General features: G+C 66.8%; 19 protein-coding genes. 11 read left to right on the forward strand and 8 right to left on the reverse strand.

Annotated elements, in window-relative coordinates:
* Positions 1–91 precede the first annotated feature (91 nt).
* Both olsB and ACAW63_RS28010 read left to right on the forward strand, forming a co-directional pair.
* A complete protein-coding gene (gene olsB, locus ACAW63_RS28005) occupies positions 92–847 on the forward strand; it encodes an L-ornithine N(alpha)-acyltransferase (RefSeq protein ID WP_371230780.1) in 756 nt (251 codons plus the stop codon).
* Positions 847–1617 carry a lysophospholipid acyltransferase family protein gene (locus tag ACAW63_RS28010; RefSeq protein WP_371230782.1) on the forward strand — a complete coding sequence of 257 codons (771 nt, stop codon included), beginning with the start codon at positions 847–849 and terminating at the stop codon, positions 1615–1617. Before olsB ends, ACAW63_RS28010 begins: the two co-directional genes overlap by 1 nt.
* 145 nt (positions 1618–1762) lie before the next feature.
* Here ACAW63_RS28010 and ACAW63_RS28015 read toward each other — a convergent pair whose 3' ends face one another.
* On the reverse strand, positions 1763–2626 hold the full coding sequence (locus ACAW63_RS28015) for a universal stress protein (RefSeq protein ID WP_371230784.1): 864 nt from the start codon (positions 2624–2626) through the stop codon (positions 1763–1765).
* 78 nt (positions 2627–2704) lie between these two features.
* Complete coding sequence (locus ACAW63_RS28020) at positions 2705–3298, reverse strand: ACP phosphodiesterase (protein ID WP_371230786.1); 594 nt, start codon at positions 3296–3298, stop codon at positions 2705–2707.
* A gap of 356 nt (positions 3299–3654) precedes the next feature.
* Between ACAW63_RS28020 and ACAW63_RS28025 the strand changes: the two genes are divergently transcribed.
* Genes ACAW63_RS28025 through ACAW63_RS28035 form a run of 3 tightly spaced genes read left to right on the forward strand, consistent with a single transcriptional unit; the run spans position 3655 to position 6277 of the window.
* Positions 3655–3984 carry a helix-turn-helix transcriptional regulator gene (locus ACAW63_RS28025; RefSeq protein ID WP_275608601.1) on the forward strand — a complete coding sequence of 110 codons (330 nt, stop codon included), beginning with the start codon at positions 3655–3657 and terminating at the stop codon, positions 3982–3984.
* Positions 3985–4033: 49 nt separating this feature from the next.
* Positions 4034–5197 carry an MFS transporter gene (locus ACAW63_RS28030; protein WP_371230788.1) on the forward strand — a complete coding sequence of 388 codons (1164 nt, stop codon included), beginning with the start codon at positions 4034–4036 and terminating at the stop codon, positions 5195–5197.
* 30 nt (positions 5198–5227) lie between these two features.
* Positions 5228–6277, forward strand: a complete 1050-nt coding sequence (locus ACAW63_RS28035; RefSeq protein WP_370600033.1) for an alkene reductase — start codon at positions 5228–5230, stop codon at positions 6275–6277.
* Positions 6278–6477: 200 nt separating this feature from the next.
* Here ACAW63_RS28035 and ACAW63_RS28040 read toward each other — a convergent pair whose 3' ends face one another.
* The 4 genes from ACAW63_RS28040 to ACAW63_RS28055 all read right to left on the reverse strand — a co-directional run bounded on the left by ACAW63_RS28040 (position 6478) and on the right by ACAW63_RS28055 (position 10312).
* Positions 6478–6747, reverse strand: coding sequence for a FeoC-like transcriptional regulator (locus tag ACAW63_RS28040; RefSeq protein WP_371230789.1), 270 nt, complete (start codon positions 6745–6747; stop codon positions 6478–6480).
* Entirely contained in the window at positions 6747–9041 is a 2295-nt protein-coding gene (gene feoB, locus ACAW63_RS28045; RefSeq protein WP_371230791.1) for a Fe(2+) transporter permease subunit FeoB, read from the reverse strand. The genes ACAW63_RS28040 and feoB overlap by 1 nt, the downstream gene beginning before the upstream one ends.
* Positions 9042–9047: 6 nt before the next feature.
* Positions 9048–9275 (reverse strand): FeoA domain-containing protein, encoded by a 228-nt coding sequence (locus tag ACAW63_RS28050; protein WP_371230793.1) that lies wholly within the window; start codon positions 9273–9275, stop codon positions 9048–9050.
* Positions 9276–9472: 197 nt separating this feature from the next.
* A complete protein-coding gene (locus ACAW63_RS28055) occupies positions 9473–10312 on the reverse strand; it encodes an ATPase (protein WP_371230795.1) in 840 nt (279 codons plus the stop codon).
* A 252-nt stretch (positions 10313–10564) separates the two neighbouring features.
* On the opposite strand from ACAW63_RS28055, the gene ACAW63_RS28060 reads away from it, so the two are divergent.
* A complete protein-coding gene (locus tag ACAW63_RS28060; RefSeq protein WP_371234820.1) occupies positions 10565–10852 on the forward strand; it encodes a hypothetical protein in 288 nt (95 codons plus the stop codon).
* Positions 10853–10945: 93 nt separating this feature from the next.
* Here ACAW63_RS28060 and ACAW63_RS28065 read toward each other — a convergent pair whose 3' ends face one another.
* A complete protein-coding gene (locus ACAW63_RS28065; protein ID WP_371230797.1) occupies positions 10946–11935 on the reverse strand; it encodes an NAD-dependent epimerase/dehydratase family protein in 990 nt (329 codons plus the stop codon).
* Positions 11936–12127: 192 nt separating this feature from the next.
* On the opposite strand from ACAW63_RS28065, the gene ACAW63_RS28070 reads away from it, so the two are divergent.
* Positions 12128–13189 carry a trans-acting enoyl reductase family protein gene (locus ACAW63_RS28070; protein ID WP_371230799.1) on the forward strand — a complete coding sequence of 354 codons (1062 nt, stop codon included), beginning with the start codon at positions 12128–12130 and terminating at the stop codon, positions 13187–13189.
* On the opposite strand, the gene ACAW63_RS28075 is transcribed toward ACAW63_RS28070, so the two are convergent.
* Complete coding sequence (locus ACAW63_RS28075; protein ID WP_371234822.1) at positions 13176–14081, reverse strand: LysR family transcriptional regulator ArgP; 906 nt, start codon at positions 14079–14081, stop codon at positions 13176–13178. The genes ACAW63_RS28070 and ACAW63_RS28075 overlap by 14 nt on opposite strands.
* 93 nt (positions 14082–14174) lie before the next feature.
* Between ACAW63_RS28075 and ACAW63_RS28080 the strand changes: the two genes are divergently transcribed.
* The 4 genes from ACAW63_RS28080 to ACAW63_RS28095 all read left to right on the forward strand — a co-directional run bounded on the left by ACAW63_RS28080 (position 14175) and on the right by ACAW63_RS28095 (position 18368).
* Complete coding sequence (locus tag ACAW63_RS28080; protein WP_371230800.1) at positions 14175–14597, forward strand: ACT domain-containing protein; 423 nt, start codon at positions 14175–14177, stop codon at positions 14595–14597.
* A 3-nt stretch (positions 14598–14600) separates the two neighbouring features.
* Positions 14601–15203, forward strand: a complete 603-nt coding sequence (locus ACAW63_RS28085) for a LysE/ArgO family amino acid transporter (RefSeq protein WP_371230802.1) — start codon at positions 14601–14603, stop codon at positions 15201–15203.
* Positions 15204–15512: 309 nt separating this feature from the next.
* Positions 15513–16094, forward strand: a complete 582-nt coding sequence (sodB, locus tag ACAW63_RS28090; RefSeq protein WP_152225940.1) for a superoxide dismutase [Fe] — start codon at positions 15513–15515, stop codon at positions 16092–16094.
* A 192-nt stretch (positions 16095–16286) separates the two neighbouring features.
* On the forward strand, positions 16287–18368 hold the full coding sequence (locus ACAW63_RS28095) for a putative bifunctional diguanylate cyclase/phosphodiesterase (RefSeq protein WP_371230804.1): 2082 nt from the start codon (positions 16287–16289) through the stop codon (positions 18366–18368).
* The last annotated feature ends 46 nt before the right edge of the window (positions 18369–18414 follow it).

The following is an 18414-nucleotide window of genomic DNA, read 5'->3' on the forward strand; positions in this document are numbered from 1 at the left end:
CATGGGGGTGACACCGCTCATTCCTAGCCTGAGCTTGCACAACAAAGCCGACCGGCCGCAACCCGCATGGCCGGTTCACGGAGGCACTCGCATGAGTCAGATCGCCCTCTCCTGTGACACCCCGGCACAGCGCCGTCTCAAGGCCGTGCGTCTGCGCGGCGCCCGTGCCCTGCGTGAAGCCCAGGCCCTGCGTTATCGCGTGTTCAGCAGCGAGTTCGATGCCCAGCTCAAGGGCGCGGACCAAGGTCTGGACATGGACGACTACGACCGTCACTGCGCCCACATCGGCGTGCGCGACCTGAATACCGGCGCGCTGGTGGCCACCACCCGCCTGCTCGACCACCGCGCCGCCCAGCGTCTGGGCCGCTTCTACAGCGAGGAAGAGTTCGCTCTCGACGGCCTGGACCACCTGCAGGGCCCGGTGCTGGAAATCGGCCGCACCTGCGTCGACCCCGACTACCGCAACGGCGGCACCATCGCCGTGCTGTGGAGCGAACTGGCCGAAGTGCTCAACGAGGGCGGCTACCGCTACCTGATGGGCTGCGCCAGCATCCCCATGCGCGACGGCGGTATCCAGGCCCGCGCGGTGATGCAGCGCCTGCGCGAGCGTTACCTGTGCCAGCAGAACCTGCGCGCCGAACCCAAGACCCCGCTGCCGCCCATGGAAGTGCCGGACAACCTCACCGCCGAACTGCCGCCGCTGCTCAAGGCCTACATGCGCCTGGGCGCGAAGATCTGCGGCGAGCCCTGCTGGGACCCGGACTTCGGCGTCGCCGACGTGTTCATCCTGCTCAAGCGCGACGAGCTCTGCCCACGCTACGCCCGCCACTTCAAGGCGGCGGTGTGATGCGCAGCCTGCGCGCCTGGCTGCGCGTCGCCCGCCTCCTGCTGGTGCTGACGCTGGGCATGGCGCTGGCCTGCTTCGTCACCCTGCTGGAACGCCTGCCCGGCCGCGACTGGATGCTCCTGCGCCAGCGCCTGACCCGCTGGTTCCTGGCCCGCCTGAGCGCCGCCCTGCCCTTCGAGGTCAAGGTACGCGGCGAGCTGCCCAGCCAGCCGATGCTGTGGGTCTCCAACCATGTGTCCTGGGTCGATATCCCGCTGCTCGGCGCGCTGCTGCCGCTGACCTTCCTGTCCAAGGCGGAAGTACGCCAGTGGCCGGTAGCCGGCTGGCTGGCGGAAAAGGCCGGCACCCTGTTCATCCGCCGCGGCTCGGGCGATGCCCGGATGGTCAATGCGCAACTGGCCACCCAGCTCGCGCGCGGTCGTTCGCTGCTGGTCTTCCCGGAAGGCACCACCACCGATGGCCAGGGCCTGCGCACCTTCCACGGCCGCCTGATGGCCAGCGCCATCGAAGCCGGCGTGCCGGTGCAACCGGTGGCGCTGCGCTACCGGCGCAACGGCCAGGCCTGCGAACTCGCACCCTTCATCGGCGACGACGACTTGGTCAGCCACCTGCGGCGGCTGTTCGGTAATGATCGGGGCGTGGTGGAAATCCACCTGCTGCCGGCACTGTCCAGCGCCCACCAGGATCGCAATCTTCTGGCGCAACAGGCGCGCAACGCGATCCACGCAGTGGTTTGCGACGTACAGGAAGAACCGGCCATCGCGGCCTGATTCAAGCGGATTGAGAGCAGGAAGGGATGTGGGGATGTGGAGCCCGCCGTAACCTACGGCCGGCGGGTTCCCACTCTGACGAAACGGCTTTCGAACTGCGCCGGGCGGCACCCTCGAGCCGCCCGGTGAAGCCCGAAAACAGTCTCTAGGCGCCGGTCTCCGGCGGCACGACCAGGATGTCACAATCCAGCTCGCGCAGAGCGTAGTCGGCAACACTGCCGATCAGGGCACGCTTGATCCCGCCCATGCCCCGAGTGCCCATGACCAGCAGATCGGGCCGATGCTTGTCGACCATCCGCTGCAGCACGTTGCCCGGCAGCCCGACGGCCACCAGTTGTTCATCGATGCGATCGTCCAGGCGCTCCTCGCGCAGGAAGGTCTTCAACTCGTCCACGGCCTGGCGCGTCTCGGTGCTGACGAACTCGTCGACCCGCTCCTCGCTGACCCCGGAGTACTGCATCATCCCCTTGGCCAGCGGGCTGAAGGCGTAGACCCCACGGCGCACGGCACCATCGAGCAGGCCCAGCGTCCCCGCGACATTCACCGCGTTGGCCGAGGCATGGGAAATATCCAGCGCCAGCAGCAGGTCGCGGTATTCGCCGTTCGCCGGCTGGTTGACCACCAGCACCGGCAGTTGGCCGGCGCGCAGCACGCGCTCGACCGTGGTGCCGACGAAGATGTCGCGCAGCACACTCTTGCGGTGAGCGCCCATCACCAGCAGATCAACGTTCTGGCCCTTGGCTGCGGAGAGAATCTGCTGATTCGGATCGCCGCGCTCGACCATCAGCTTCGGGCTGCTGCCGGCCAGCTCGGTGAGTTCGACCAGACGCGCCTCCAGCATCATCTTGACCTGGGTCGCCTCCTGCTCGACCAGCGCGGCCGGTTGGTCCTCGTCGACGACGTAGAGTACGGTCCAGGGACAGGCGAAACGCTTGGCGAGTGCCGCCGCGCGGTGCAGGGCCTTTTCCGAACGGCCAGACAGATCCGTTGCGACCATTAACGACTTCATCTTGCTGCTCCTCTCGTCGTCCTTCAGATGGGTCTATTGCACACGCTCCGGCACACCAGGCGGTTGACACACATCAAGTCAGGCCGGACCGTCCATCGATTCCGGCAGGCTCCTGACGTAGGACTGCAGCTCCGGATAGAACTCGCGGAAGTCGGCGCTCAGCGGCAGGTACAAGCGCTCCAGTTCGTCCCAGGCGCCGTCCAGCAGGGACGGACGCGACAGGCGCCGGGACATCCCGAACACCACGTCCTGCAGCACCTCGAACTGCCGATAACTGCCCAGCCAGTCCTGCGCGGCCATGCGCGGCGCAATGCGGGCCAGGCGCTCCGGCAAGCCGGGCGTGCGGCCCAGTACACCGTAGACCCGATGGGTGAACTGCTCCAGCGGCTCCTCGGAGAAGCGCCCCCAATCACGGGCCAGGCAATGGTCGAAGAACACGTCCAGAAGCACGCCCGCCATGCGCCGGCGCTCCCGCGGGAAGCGTGTCTTGGCAATCTGTATCAAAGGATGACTGTCGGTGAAGGCGTCGATGCGCCGATGCACCCGGATGGCCGCCTCGATATCGGCGGGCCATTGGCCGGCGAGCGGGCCTTTGACGAAATCGCCGTAGAGGCTGCCGAGCAGTTGGGCGGGCCGGTCGCCGCCCAGGTGGAGGTGTGCGAGGTAGTTCATGGGGCATGAGAGTAGCGCGGATTCATGCCCGAACGTAGGGCGTACAACCGTTCGCGGTTGTACGCCGATCCGCCGTGGGCGGTATTGGCTCCATGGCCGAGCCCGGAGTGCCCTGTATCGCGGATCCGTGGCCCAGCCCGGAGTGCCCTACTGCCATGGCCAAACGGCGTATAACGTCGAACGTTGTACGCCCTACGCCTTTCCCCGCGCGTGGGAGGCATCGCGGACGGAGTCCGCTCCTGCGACGGTGCCGAAGGCTAACATCACGGGTGTCGATCATTACTATCGCCTCAAACGAATTCATATCGTTTTTCACCGATATATAGTTCGTCTCAACGCGATACACCGATGCGCCCATGACTGAACAACCCCCTCTCGATCCTGGTATCGATCTCGACGAAATCTTCAAGGCCCTGGCTCACCCGGTGCGGCGCGACATGCTGCGCTGGCTGAAGGACCCGGAGCGCTACTTCGTCGAGCAGGAGCACCAGTCCTTCGAGATCGGCGTCTGCGCCGGCAAGTTCGACCAGCGCACCGGTCTGTCGCAATCCACCGTCTCCGCGCATCTGGCCACCCTCCAGCGCGCGGGCCTGGTGACCAGTCGAAAAGTCGGCCAGTGGAATTTCTTCAAACGCAATGAAGAAACCATCCAGGCCTTTGTTCGCCACCTGAGCGAAGCGCTGTAACCCGGCTACTGCCAGCCAAACCACAACCCCAATCACCAGGAGCAGGCGCATGCCCACTTCGCTTCTCGTCCTCGCTTTGTCCGCGTTTGCCATCGGCACCACGGAATTCGTGATCATGGGCCTGCTGCCCGAGGTCGCGGGCGACCTCGCCGTAAGCATTCCCGCCGCCGGCTGGCTGGTCAGCGGCTATGCCTTCAGCGTCGCCATCGGCGCACCGATCATGGCCCTGCTCACCGCCCGCCTGCCGCGCAAGACCGCGCTGCTGATGCTCATGGGCATCTTCATCCTCGGCAACCTGCTCTGCGCGGTGGCCGCCAACTACGGCCTGCTGATGCTGGCGCGGATCATCACCGCACTGTGCCACGGCGCCTTCTTCGGCATCGGCTCGGTGGTCGCCGCCAGCCTGGTGCCGGCCAACCGCAAGGCGTCCGCCGTGGCCCTGATGTTCACCGGCCTGACCCTGGCCAACGTGCTCGGTGTGCCGGCCGGCACCGCACTGGGCCAGGTCGCCGGCTGGCGCTCGCCGTTCTGGGCAGTGACCCTGATCGGCGTTGTCGCGCTGATCGGCCTGTGGCGCGTGCTGCCGAAAAAGCACGACGAAGAGGCCGTGGACATGCGCAAGGAAGTCGCCGCGCTGCGCAACGGTCCGCTGTGGCTGGCACTGGCCACCACGGTGCTGTTCTCCGCGGCTGTCTTCGCTCCGTTCACCTACGTCGCGCCGCTGCTGGGCGAGGTCACGCAAGTTTCCCCGCGCGGCATCACCTGGACCCTGGTGCTGATCGGTCTCGGCCTGACCCTGGGCAACATCATCGGCGGCCGCCTCGCCGACTGGCGCCTGGGCACCACCCTGGCCGGTGTGTTCGCCACCATGGCGATCGTCTCCACCGTGCTGAGCTGGACCAGCGCTTCGCTGATCCCCGCCGAGATCACCCTGTTCATCTGGGCCGCCGCCGCCTTCGCCGCGGTACCCGCCCTGCAGGTCAACGTGGTCCGCGTTGGCGGAGCCGCGCCGAACCTGGTCGCCACCCTGAACATCGGCGCCTTCAACGTCGGCAACGCCATCGGCGCCTGGGTCGGCGGCAGCGTCATCGACCATGGCCTGGGCCTGACCCGCGTGCCCCTGGCCGGCGCCGCAATCGCCGTACTCGCACTGATCGCGGTGATGATCGCGTTCAGCGGCAAGCCCAACCAGACCCAAACCATCCTCGATTGATCCTCCACCCTCACGCCCCGGAGTAACGCAATGACCACGCTTTTCGACCCTATCGTCATCGGTGACCTGGAACTGCCCAACCGCATCGTCATGGCCCCGCTGACCCGCTGCCGCGCCGACGAAGGCCGCGTGCCCAACGCGCTGATGGCCGAGTACTACACCCAGCGCGCCGACGCCGGCCTGATCCTCAGCGAGGCCACCTCGGTGACCCCGATGGGCGTGGGCTACCCGGACACTCCCGGCATCTGGTCGGACGACCAGGTGCGTGGCTGGAGCAACATCACCAAGGCCGTACATGCCAATGGCGGGCGCATCATGCTGCAGCTTTGGCACGTGGGCCGCATCTCCGACCCGCTGTACCTGAACGGTGAAACCCCGGTGGCGCCGAGTGCACTCAAGCCGGCCGGCCACGTCAGCCTGGTGCGCCCGCTCAAGGAATTCGTCACCCCGCGCGCCCTGGAAACCGAAGAGATCGCCGACATCGTCGAGGCCTATCGCCAGGGTGCCGAGAACGCCAAGGCTGCCGGTTTCGATGGTGTGGAAATCCACGGCGCCAACGGCTACCTGCTCGACCAGTTCCTGCAGAGCAGCACCAACCAGCGCACCGACCAGTACGGCGGCTCCATCGAAAACCGCGCGCGCCTGCTGCTGGAAGTCACCGACGCCGCCATCGAGGTATGGGGCGCCGGCCGCGTCGGCGTGCACCTGTCACCGCGCATGGACATCCACGACATGGGCGACGCCGACCCGCTGGCCACCTTCGGCTACGTGGCCCGCGAGCTGGGCAAGCGGGGCGTGGCGTTCATCTGCACCCGCGAGAAGGCCGCCGAGGACAGCATCGGCCCGAAGCTGAAGGAAATCTTCGGCGGCGTGTACATCGCCAACGAACGCTTCACCAAGGAAACCGCCACCCAGTGGCTGGAGAGCGGCAAGGCTGACGCGGTTGCCTTCGGCGTACCCTTCATCGCCAACCCGGACCTGGTGACCCGTCTGCAAAAAGACGCCGCCTGGAACGAGCCGCACCCGGAAACCTTCTACGCCAAGGGCCCGGTCGGCTATCTGGATTACCCGCGCCTGTAACGGCGGGCTCCAGCGCCAGTAAAAAGGGCGCCTTCGATTGAAGGCGCCCTTTTTCTATCCGCGTGCCAAAAGGCAGGCATGACCTGTAGGAGCGAGCTTGCTCGCGAACACCCCCTACCCCGGTGCCGAGAGGGTCGCGAGCAAGCTCGCCCCTACAAAAGCGCGTCAGGTTCTGTGTCGGAGCTCGTCGCAGGATGGGATCAGGAAGTCATCCAGCGCAATGGGGCTGCAGCGTTGCGGCTGGCCAACCGATACCCCGCCGTCGCGCACCGGGTCGCTTCCGCGCAACCCTTGCAGCTCCCGCAGGCCGCCGGCTCCGGCGCAACTTTTTCCACCACGCCCAGCGCCAGCAGCCGCTCCAGCAGCGCTTCGAGCAGGGCCTTCGAGGCCCCGAGGCGCTGGGCCAGGGCCGGCACATCCGCCTCGCCCATCTCGCCAAGCAGGTCGCGCACCGCGATTGCCGTGGCCATCAGTGGCAGCTCCCCGCAGGTGCGGCGTGCAATTCGCGCTCGCCGTCCAGCTCCAGGCCGCGCCGACCGACCCAGCGCAGGATCAGGAACAGCACCAGGTTGAACACCAGCACCACGCCGATCGTCACGGCGCTGTACTGCGGATGCTCGGCGAAGCTGAATACCTGATAGCAGAGGGTTGCCAGCGAATACGCGACGTTCAGCCCCCAGAGCACAGCGAAGGTCATCCAGCCGCGGCCGCTTTCGCGGGTGAGTGCGCCGAGGGTCGCCACGCAGGGCACGTAGAGCAGCACGAACACCAGGTAGCTGTAGGCGGCCAGCGGGCTGCCGAACTTGGCGGCGAAGGTGCCCATGGAGCCCTCCTCCATCTCGCCGTCGGCCATGCTCGCGGCCACCGGGTTGGCCAGCACGCTGAGGCTGAAGGCATCGCGCAGGCCATCCAGCGTATCCGCGCCCGCCTGCCTCAACTGGCCCCAGAGGTCATAGGCGTCGGCGTCGAAGGCTTCGCCCTGGATGTGCTCGGCGGTGTACAGGGTGTTCAGCGTGCCGACCACCACTTCCTTGGCCAGCGCACCGGTGACCAGGCCCACAGTGGCCTGCCAGTTGTCCTCCTGCACACCCATGGGTTTGAGCAGCGGCGTGACCCGGTGACTGAGGCTGGACAGCGCCGAGTCGGCGATGTCGCCCTGCACCGGGCGGCCGTCGAGGGTGACGCTGTTGAGCCCGCCGATCACCAGGCTGACCAGGATGATCACGGTGCCGGCGCGGACCACGAAGGCGCGCAGGCGCATCCAGGTCTGCAGCAGCAGGCTGCGCAGGTGCGGCACGTGGTACAACGGCAGCTCCATGACGAAGGGCGAGGTCTCGCCGCGCATCAGCGTGTGCTTGAGCAGCAGGCCGGTGAGCACCGCCACGACGATGCCCAGCAGGTACAGCGAGAAGATCGCCAATGCGCCGTTCTGGCCGAAGAAGGCCGCGGCGAACACGGCGAAGATCGCCAGTCGCGCGCCGCAGGACATGAAGGGCGCCATCATCGAAGTCATCAGGCGCTCGCGCGGGTTGTCCAGGGTACGGGTGCCCATGATCGAGGGCACGTTGCAGCCGAAGCCCACGATCAGCGGCACGAAGGATTTGCCCGGCAGACCGAGGGCCTGCATCAGCCGGTCCATGACGAAAGCCGCACGGGCCATGTAGCCGGAATCTTCCAGCAGCGCGAGGAACAGGTACATCAGGCCGATCTGCGGGATCAGCGGCAGTACCGCGTTGATGCCGCCGCCCAGGCCCTGGGCCAGCAGTGCGGTGAGCCAGTCCGGCGCCCCGGTGCGCGCACCCAGCCACTGGATACCGTCGATGAACAGCGCCGAGGAACCCTGATCGAAGATCGGCTGCAAGGCGCCGCCCAGGGTGATGGCGAAGAAGAACATCAGGTACATCACGAAGAGGAACACCGGTATGCCCAGCCAGCGGTTCAGCGCGATGCGGTCCAGCGCCTGGGTCAGGCGGTGCGGTTCGGCCTCGCGGTGGTTGCTGGCGCGCTCGCAGAGTTCGCCGATCAGCCGGTAGCGCGCGTCCACCAGCAGCAGCTCCGGATCTTCACCGCAGGCGCAACGAATCGCATCACGAGCGGCGAGCAGATGTACGGGATCGAGCTTGAGCTGGCGGGCGCTGTGCAGATCCCCCTCCAGCGCCAGCAGCGCCATCCAGGCCTGATTCGGCGGCGCGTCGGCAGGCAGCAATTGGGTGACGGCGTCCCGCAGCGAGGCGGGATACGGCACCAGCAGCGGCTGCTGGGCGCCCAGGCCGTCGATGGCCTCCTTCAGTGCATCGATGCCTTCGCCACGGGTCGAGACCAACGGCACCACCGGGCAACCCAGCTCCCGCGCCAGCGCCTCGCGGTCGATGTTCAGACCCTGGCTGCGAGCGATGTCGAGCATGTTCAGCGCGACCACGCAGGGCAGACCCATCTCGCGCAGCTGCACGGTGAGGTAGAGGTTGCGTTCGAGGTTGGTGGCGTCCACCACGTTGACCAGCACGTCCACCTCGCCATCGACGATGCAGCGCCGGGCGATCTGCTCGTCCAGCGAGGCCTGGGTGGAAAGGGTCGTCAGCGAGTAGGTGCCGGGCAGGTCCACCAGGCGCACGTTGTGGCGCGCGGTGCGGAAGCTGCCCTCCTTGCGCTCGACGGTGACGCCAGCCCAGTTGCCGACCCGCTGACGGGCGCCGGTGAGCTGGTTGAACAGGGTGGTCTTGCCCGCGTTGGGGTTGCCGATCAGGCCGATGCGTAGCTCGATCATGGCGGCTCAATCCTGCGGGACAAGGTCGAGGAAGGCCAGGTCGCGGCGGCGCAGCACCAGGCTGCACTGGCGGGTGTCCACCTGCACCGGGTCGCCCAGCGGCGCCACGCGGCGCACGTGCAGCTCGGCGCCAGGCAACAGGCCCATGGCGAACAGACGCTGGCGGAAGGCCGCGCCGATGCCGGGACGATATCCGCTGATGCGGTAGCGGCGATGGGCTTGAACAGGGTGCATGGGATGCCTCCGGGCGAAAGTGCCTGACGAGAGAATCGGAATTAATCTCATTTGCCAGGCATTATTCGCCTCGTCCCCCTGCCGAAAACTGATCTGCGGCAAGACTTGCAGTCGGTACCCACACGGAGGGATCGCACAAACGAAAAGCCCCCGCTCCGCACGAGCGAGGGCTTGTTCGATTGCGCCAGCGCCGGGGATCAGCGCGTGCTGAGCTGTTGCTGGAGGTTCTGCACCTGCTGCTGCAGGGTGTTGATGTTGCGCATCACCTGGATGCGGAAGACATCGAACTCCTTGGTGTCGTTGCTGGCCTGGCCCTGGCGGCCATCGACCTCGGAACGCAGCACCAGCAGGTCGTCCTGGATGCTCTTGATCGCCTGGCTCTGGTTGCCTTGCTTCTTCAGGTTGGCGATCTCGGTGTTGAGCCCCTGGATCTGCTGGCTGGCCGCGGCAAGGTCGGCCTGTACGCTCTTGTACTTGGCCTGCTCGTCGGAGAGCGCCTTGAGCTTGCTGTCGAGCTGGGCGATCAGTTGCGCGGCGCTGTCCTGCTGGGCCTTGAAGTCAGCATTGAGCTGCGCCAGGCGCTTGCCCTGGGCGCCGTCGAACTCCGACAGCGAGGCCTGCTGCGCCTTGGCCTGCTCGGCCAGGCGGCCTTGCAGTTGCTTGACCTGCAGCTTCAGCGCCTCGCGGTCGCTGGTGCCGTTGGACTCATTGGCGACGAACTTGCCGCGGATGTCATCCAGGCGACCGGCGGCCTCTTCGCTGATCTTGGCGAAGCTCTCCTGCGTTGCGATCAGTTGCTGCTCCATCAGCAGCAGCTGTTGGTGGCTCCACCAGGCCACGCCGCCCAGGGCAATGGCCATGGCGGCGACCAGCGCCCACAACGCCCCGGTGCTGCCGCCGCGCTTCACCGGCTGGGGCAGTGGACGACCGCTGGGCTCGAACACACGGCGCGGGTGATGACCGAACTCGTCGCGGTCGGAGGCGTCGGTGGAGAGACTGGGCACATCATCGAATTCGTCGAACTGGTCGTTACGCATGGAGTGAACCTGTGGGGATAAAGCGGCGTGTTGCCTGCGCAACGCGCAGTATATCCGTTCAGGCACAGGCGTGAGCAGCGTGCCATCACGGAGCGCGACGCACCGCGTCGGCGCACAGAAGACCCCGCAATGGGCGGTGCAGTTCCCCCTGCTGCCCACCGCTATTGGCCTTGCGACAGCGTGGCATGACGCTTGCTGCCGTCCCAGGCACTGGGCGCCGTCCGGCGCCTTTAACGGGAGGGACGTCGGGTGATCGAATTCAACAAGGCCATCCTGGATTGCATGCGCGAACTGCGCCGCCGGCTGCGCGCCGAACAGGGACTGGATATCCATTTCCAGCAGAGCGACGCCATTGGTCGGATGCTGCACGCCTGCGCCGGCTCCGACCGGGAAGAAACCCGCCTGCTGGGCCTGCGACTGGGTGAGCTGAGCGGCGTGACACTGCCGCGTACGGTGCAGGAGCCGAGCTTCCGGCCGACGCAGGCCGGTGAGCGACAGTATTCAGGTCCGTTGCGGGGCGGTGCTCGTGTACCGCACTAGGCGAGGAGTGCTCTCCTAGGAGCGGAGCTTCTCCGCGAACATCGGCGCGCGCCGGGCCCATTTGCGGACAAGCTCCGCTCCTACGAAACGCGCTCAAACACCGCGCAGCTTCCACCAGTCGCAGAACTCATCCAGCGCATCCCACAGGCTGGCCTGCGGGTCATAGTCGAGGTACTGGCGGGCGCGCGAGATATCCAGGGAGAAGTCCTTGGCCAGCACCGCCATGCTGAGGCGGTTCATTGTCGGCTCGGGGCGCCCCGGCAGTACCTTGCACACGCCTTCGTTGAGCAGCGCCAGCGTACAGGCCAGCGGATAAGGCACGTGCTGCGTCACCGGCGGCAGCTCCAGGCGGCGCATCACGTAGTTGACCACGTCCCATAGCGGCAGCGGCTGGCCGTTGCTGATGTTGTAGGCCTGGCCGAGCGCCGCGTCGTCCGCCATCAGGCTGGCGAACAGGGCGTCGTTGAGGTTCTGCACGCTGGTGAAATCCGCCTTGTTCAGTCCCTGGCCGATAATGCGCAAGCGCCCCTTGCGGTGCATGGCGATCAGCCGCGCGAAGATACTGGTGTCGCCAGCGCCGGTGACGAAGCGCGGACGCAGCGCCAGCACTTCGAGGCCGAACTCCTGGGCGCCGAGGGCCACCAATTCCGACTGGTACTTGGTCGAGCCGTAGTGATTGGCGAAGCGCCTGGGCACCTCCTCTTCATTGATGCCGACATGGGACTGGCCGTCGAAGTAGATCGACGGCGACGACAGGTGCACCAGACGCCGCACCTTCTGCTTCAGGCAGGCCTCGACCACCGACTCGGTCATCACCACGTTGGCCTGGTGGAAGTAGTCATGGCTGCCCCACACGCCCACCGCACCGGCGCAATGCACCACGGCATCGACGTCGCTGCAAAGCGCACGCACCAGCGCCGGATCGGCGAGGTCGCCCGCCATGAACTCGGCGCCGCGCGCCACCAATGGCTGCAACGCCTCGGCGCGCCGTCCGTTCACCCGCACCGCCAGCCCCTGCTCCAGGGCGAAACGGGCAAAACGCCCGCCAATGAACCCGCTGGCTCCGGTGACCAGAATCTTCATGCACGCCACTCCTGTTCTTCTAATGCGGCGACTCTAGCAGTCGCCGCTCCGTACTACCCTGGCCTTGTACGCCAGAAACGAGTCCTTGCAGACCGCACGGCCGCGTCAGGGTTGCACGACTTGCGGTCGGTGACAGCCAGGCGGCGATTGGAACTACGCTCTAGGGATCGGTTTTTTCAGCGAGAGCACAGCATGAGCAAGCCCCACTGGATGATCTATGGCGCCAACGGCTACACCGGGCGGCTGGTGGTCGAGCAGGCGCAACGCGAGGGACTGACACCGCTCCTGGGCGGACGCAACCCGGCCAGCCTGCATGCCCTGGGCAGCACGCTCGGCCTGGAGTGCCGGGTCTTCGACCTGAACGACAGCGCAGCCACCCAGGCCGCGCTGGCGGATGTCGCGGTGGTCGCCAACTGCGCCGGCCCCTTCTCCGCCACCGCCGCGCCAATGATCGAAGCGTGCATCGCCAGTGGCACGCACTACGTGGACATCACCGGCGAGATTGCCGTCTTCGAGCACGCCCACAGCCTCGACGAGGTCGCCCGTGCGGCAGGCATCGCGCTCTGCCCCGGGGTGGGCTTCGACGTGATCCCCACCGACTGCGTGGCCGCCTGCCTGAAGGAAGCCATGCCGGAAGCGACCCACCTGGCCCTGGGCTTCGACAGCGGCAGCGGGCTTTCGCCGGGCACCGCCAAGACCACGGTGGAAGGCCTCAAGCTGGGCGGCAAGGTGCGCGAGGCCGGGCGCCTGCGCGACGTGCCGCTGGGCTACAAACGCCGCGACATCGACTTCGGCCGTGGCCTCAAGCATGCCGTGACCATCCCCTGGGGCGATGTGGCGACGGCGTTCTTCTCCACCGGCATCGGCGACATCGAGGTCTACCTGCCGGTGCCGCCGGCCGCCGCCATCGGCATGCGGGTGATGGACAGCTTTCGCCCGCTGCTGGGCCGCCAGCGCGTGCAGGAGTGGCTCAAGGAGCAGGTGGACAAGCGCGTCCACGGTCCCGACGAACTGGCTCGCAGCAAACTGCGCACCTGGGTCTGGGGCGAAGTGCGCAATGCCCGTGGCGAACGCCGCACCGCGCGGCTGGAAACCGCCAACGGCTACGACGTGACCATCCACGGCGTGCTGTTCGCCGTCCGTCACCTGCTCGCCAAGCCCGAGTCCGCCGGCTACTTCACCCCGTCGAAGCTGTTCGGCGCACGCTGCATCGAGCAACTGCCAGGCAGCGGCAGGATCGTCATTCGGGGCTGATCGGCACCAGCAGCTCCGGAGCCTTCGCCAGCAGGTGCCGGGTCAGGGCGGCGAGCAATTCGCCGCCGTTGCGCCAGTGGTGCCAGTAGAGCGGCACGTCGATCACCCGCCCCGGCAGCATGTCCACCAGTTCACCGCGCTCCAGTTCGCCCATTACCTGCTGCTCGGGCACCAGGCCCCACCCCAGGCCGCCGCTGGTCATGCGCACGAAGCCTTCGGACGACGGGCACAGGTGATAGCTGAAGTGGCCGTCGACGCCCAGGCCCTGCAGATAACGGTGCTGCAACTGGTCGTCCGGGCCGTAGACGATGGCCGGGGCACGCACCAGGCCCGCCGGCGTCACGCCCTTGGGGAAATGCCGGGCGATGAACTCCGGGCTGGCGAGGCCGCGATAACGCATCGCGCCCAGCGGTTCGCTGCGCCCACCGGCCACCGGGCGCGGGCTGGCGCAGACACAGCCGGCCACTTCGCCGGCGCGCATGCGCTTGAGGCCGACCTCCTGGTCCTCCACCACCAGGTCCAGCAGCACATGGCGCTCACTACAGAAGTCGCCCACCGCCTTCGCCCACCAGGTCGCCAGGCTGTCGGCATTCAGCGCCAGGCGCAGGCGCTCGGGTGCCGCACCATCGTCCAGCGCCGGCACCCACTGCTGCAGATCGCCCTCCAGCAAGCGCACCTGCTGCACATGGTTGAGCAGGCGTCGGCCCAGATCGGTCGGCTGCGGCCGCGCCGCCCGTACCAGCACCGGCTGGCCGACCCGCGCTTCGAGCAGCTTGATGCGCTGGGAAATCGCCGACTGCGACAGCCCCAGCACCTGGGCGCCACGCTCGAAGCCGCCCTGCTCCACCACGGCGGCCAGGGCGGCGAGCAGCTTGTAGTCGAACATGATCAGATTTCCTAATGAGATATCAGCAACATTGTTTTTTCTTATACAACCGAACACCCGACAATCGCCAGCAATCCCCTTCCTTCGATGGACGTCCCCATGGCTGGTGAAACTTCCCTGGCCGCGCTGCTGCGTGGCATGACCCCGGTACTCAACGACGGAGAGTACGTGTTCTGCACCCTGCCCGACGGCCGGATGCCCGCCGGCCTGCAGCCGCTGGGCAGCTTCCGCGAGCGCGAAGGGCTGACACTGATCCTGTCGCGCGCCGAGGCCGAACAGGCCGGACTGGGCTTCGACTACGTCGCCGCCTGGCTGACCCTGGAAGTGCATTCGGCGCTGCAGGCCGTCGGCCTCACCGCCGCCGTGGCGACTGCCCTGGCGAAAGCCGGGATCAGTTGCAACGTGATCGCCGCCTGCTACCACGACCACCTGTTCGTCGCCCACGCCGACGGCCCGCGCGCGCTGGACGTGCTGCGCGCCCTCGCCGCCAATCCCTCCGCTGTCGACAAGGAAGAGGTCTGAGCCATGTGGCAGAGCTACCTGAACGGCCTGCTGGTCGCCGCCGGCCTGATCATCGCCATCGGCGCGCAGAACGCCTTCGTCCTTGCCCAGAGCCTGCGCCGCGAACACCACCTGTCGGTGGCGGCGCTGTGCGTGCTGTGCGACGCCATCCTGGTCAGCGCCGGGGTGTTCGGCCTGGCCAAGGTCCTCGCCGAGAATCCCACGCTGCTGGCCATCGCCCGCTGGGGCGGTGTCGCCTTTCTGACCTGGTATGGCGTGAAGGCGCTGTGCCGGGCCATCTCGCCCGAAGCCATGGCCGACGCCGGAGAGACCGGCCCGCGCTCGCGCCGCACCGTACTGATGGCGGCGCTGGCGGTGACCCTGCTCAACCCGCACGTCTACCTCGATACCGTGCTGCTGATCGGTTCCCTCGGCGCCCAGCAGGCGGCGCCCGGCGCCTACGCCATGGGAGCGGCCAGCGCCTCGCTGCTGTGGTTCTTCACCCTGGCCCTGGGCGCCGCCTGGCTCGCTCCCTGGCTGGCGCGGCCGACCACCTGGCGCCTGGTCGACCTGATGGTGGCGGTGATGATGCTGGGCATGGCGGCGCAGCTGGTATTCGCCCGCTGACGATAAAAAGTCCGAACGACGATCCGTCATCCCGGTCGGAGCATAGTGAGAAGCACGTACCGGCGTGGCCTACGCTGCAAGCCTTTGACCCTACAGATGCTGCGTGGATATGCCACAGGTCGGGTGCTATGATCCGACCTTCGCGGCGCCGGCGGGCTCAGCCCCCGGACGCAACTGGCGCGCTGTCCTGGTCCCTTGGGGACGCATTGCAGCTACGCCCGGATGCCGCGACAAATACTTCAACCGGCCCCGTGTACCGGTCGCGCGTTCGCCGCGCTAGCCCAGACTGAGTGAGATAGGAGAGAGAACATGGCTTTCGAATTGCCGCCGCTGCCTTACGCGAAGAATGCCCTTGAGCCGCACATTTCCGCGGAAACCCTGGAATACCACCACGACAAGCACCACAACACCTACGTCGTGAACCTGAACAACCTGGTTCCGGGCACCGAGTTCGAAGGCAAGAGCCTGGAAGACATCGTCAAGACCTCTTCGGGCGGCATCTTCAACAACGCAGCCCAGGTGTGGAACCACACCTTCTACTGGAACTGCCTGAGCCCCAACGGCGGTGGTCAGCCCACCGGCGCCCTGGCTGACGCCATCAACGCTGCCTTCGGTTCCTTCGACAAGTTCAAGGAAGAGTTCAGCAAGACCTCCATCGGCACCTTCGGCTCCGGCTGGGGCTGGCTGGTGAAGAAGGCCGACGGCTCCCTGGCCCTGGCCAGCACCATCGGCGCCGGCTGCCCGCTGACCAGCGGCGACACCCCGCTGCTGACCTGCGACGTCTGGGAACACGCCTACTACATCGACTACCGCAACCTGCGTCCGAAGTACGTGGAAGCGTTCTGGAACCTGGTGAACTGGGACTTCGTAGCGAAGAACTTCGCTGCCTGATTCCCCCCAGCGTGACCCTGGAAACCCGGCCTTGTGCCGGGTTTCTTCGTTCTGTGCGCGCAAGAGCGACGGGTCGGCTAACCTGAAAAGTCTAGGCTGTCAAAAATGCAACGATGGCCCTTTGACGCCATAGCGCCAATTGCCAATACTCAGACCAGTATTTCGCCCCAGGCGATGAACAAGGAAAGCCCCTTGAAACTGGACCCCCGGCACAGCCTCTCCCTCAAGCTGCTGCGAATGGTGTTACTCGCGGCCCTCGTGGTCGGGGTTGTGCTCAGCTGTGCTCAGATCGTTTTCGATGCACACAAGGCCCGGCAAGCCGTATACAACGACGCCCAGCGCATCCTGGCGATGGTCCGCGACCCCTCCACCCAGGCGGTCTACAGCCTGGACCGCGACATGGCGATGCAGGTCCTCGAAGGGCTGTTCCAGCACGAGGCCGTGCGCTATGCCGCCATAGGCCATCCCGACGAACCCATGCTGGCGGAAAAATCCCGCCCGCTGCTGGAATCCTCCACCCGCTGGCTGACCGACCCGATCCTGGGCGCCGAGCAGAACTACGCCATCCGCCTGGCCGGCCGCGGCGGCTCCAACGAATACTACGGCGACCTGAAGATCACCCTCGATACCGCGCCCTACGGCGAGGACTTCGTCACCACCTCGGGGATCATCTTCCTCTCCGGCCTGCTGCGTGCCCTGGCCATGGGCCTGGTGCTGTTCATGGTCTACCAGTGGATGCTGACCAAGCCGCTGTCGAAGATCATCGAGCACCTCGCCGCAATCAACCCCGACCGCCCCAGCCAGCACAAGCTGCCGATGCCCCGCGGCCACGAAACGGACGAGCTGGGCCTGTGGGTCAACACCGCCAACCAGTTGCTCGCCTCCATCGAGCGCAACGGCCACCTGCGCCGCGAAGCCGAAGACAGCTTGCTGCGCATCTCCCAGTACGACTTCCTCACCGGCCTGCCCAACCGCAAGCTGCTGCAGCAGCGCCTCGACCAGATTCTCGAGAGCGCCTCGCGCCAGCAGCGGCGCGTCGCCGTGCTGTGCCTGGGGCTGGATGACTTCAAGGGCATCAACGAGCAGTACAGCTACCAGTTCGGCGACCAGTTGCTGATCGCCCTCTCCGACCGCCTGCGCACCCGCAGCGCGCACCTGGGCGCCCTGGCGCGGCTGGGCGGCGACCAGTTCGCCCTGGTCCAGGCCGACATCGAACAACCCTATGAAGCCGCCGAGCTGGCCCAGCAGATCCTCGACGACCTGGAAGCGCCTTTCGAGCTGGACCAGCACCTGGTGCACCTGCGCGCCACCATCGGCATCACCCTGTTCCCCGAGGACGGCGAGACCACCGAGAAGCTGCTGCAGAAGGCCGAGCAGACCATGACCCTGGCCAAGAGCCGCTCGCGCAACCGCTACCAGTTCTACATCGCCAGCGTCGACAGCGAGATGCGCCGCCGCCGCGAACTGGAGAAGGACCTGCGCGACGCCCTGGCGCGCAACGAGCTGCACCTGGTCTACCAGCCGCAGGTGGACTACCGCGATCACCGCGTGGTCGGCGTCGAAGCGCTGCTGCGCTGGCAGCACCCGGCCCAGGGCTGGGTGGCGCCGGACCTGTTCATCCCCCTGGCGGAACAGAACGGCAGCATCTTCAGCATCGGCGAATGGGTGCTCGACCAGGCCTGCCGGCAGCTGCGCGAATGGCACGACCAGGGCTTCGACGACCTGCGCCTGGCGGTCAACCTGTCCACCGTACAACTGCGCCACAACGCCCTGCCGCGGGTGGTCAGCAACCTGTTGCAGATGCACCGCCTGCCGCCGCGCTCGCTGGAGCTGGAGATCACCGAGACCGGCCTGATGGAGGACATCTCCACCGCCGCCCAGCACCTGCTCAGTCTGCGCCGCGCCGGCGCCCTGATCGCCATCGACGACTTCGGCACCGGCTACTCCTCGCTGAGCTATCTGAAGAGCCTGCCGCTGGACAAGATCAAGATCGACAAGAGCTTCGTCCAGGACCTGCTGCTGGACGACGACGACGCCACCATCGTTCGCGCCATCATCCAGCTGGGCAAGAGCCTGGGCATGCAGGTGATCGCCGAGGGCGTGGAGACGGTCGAGCAGGAGACCTACATCATCGCCCAGGGCTGCCACGAGGGTCAGGGCTACCTGTACAGCAAACCGCTGCCGGCGCGCGAACTGACCCTCTACCTCAAGCAGGCCCGACGCCTGGCAGAAGTCGCTGGCGGCGGTTCGAACGGCTCGGTCGAGCGGCACTGACATGCCGTAGGGCGTACAACCGTTCGCGGTTGCACGCCGTTACACC

It is taken from the genome of Pseudomonas sp. QE6, from assembly GCF_041379005.1.
Lineage (GTDB): Bacteria > Pseudomonadota > Gammaproteobacteria > Pseudomonadales > Pseudomonadaceae > Pseudomonas.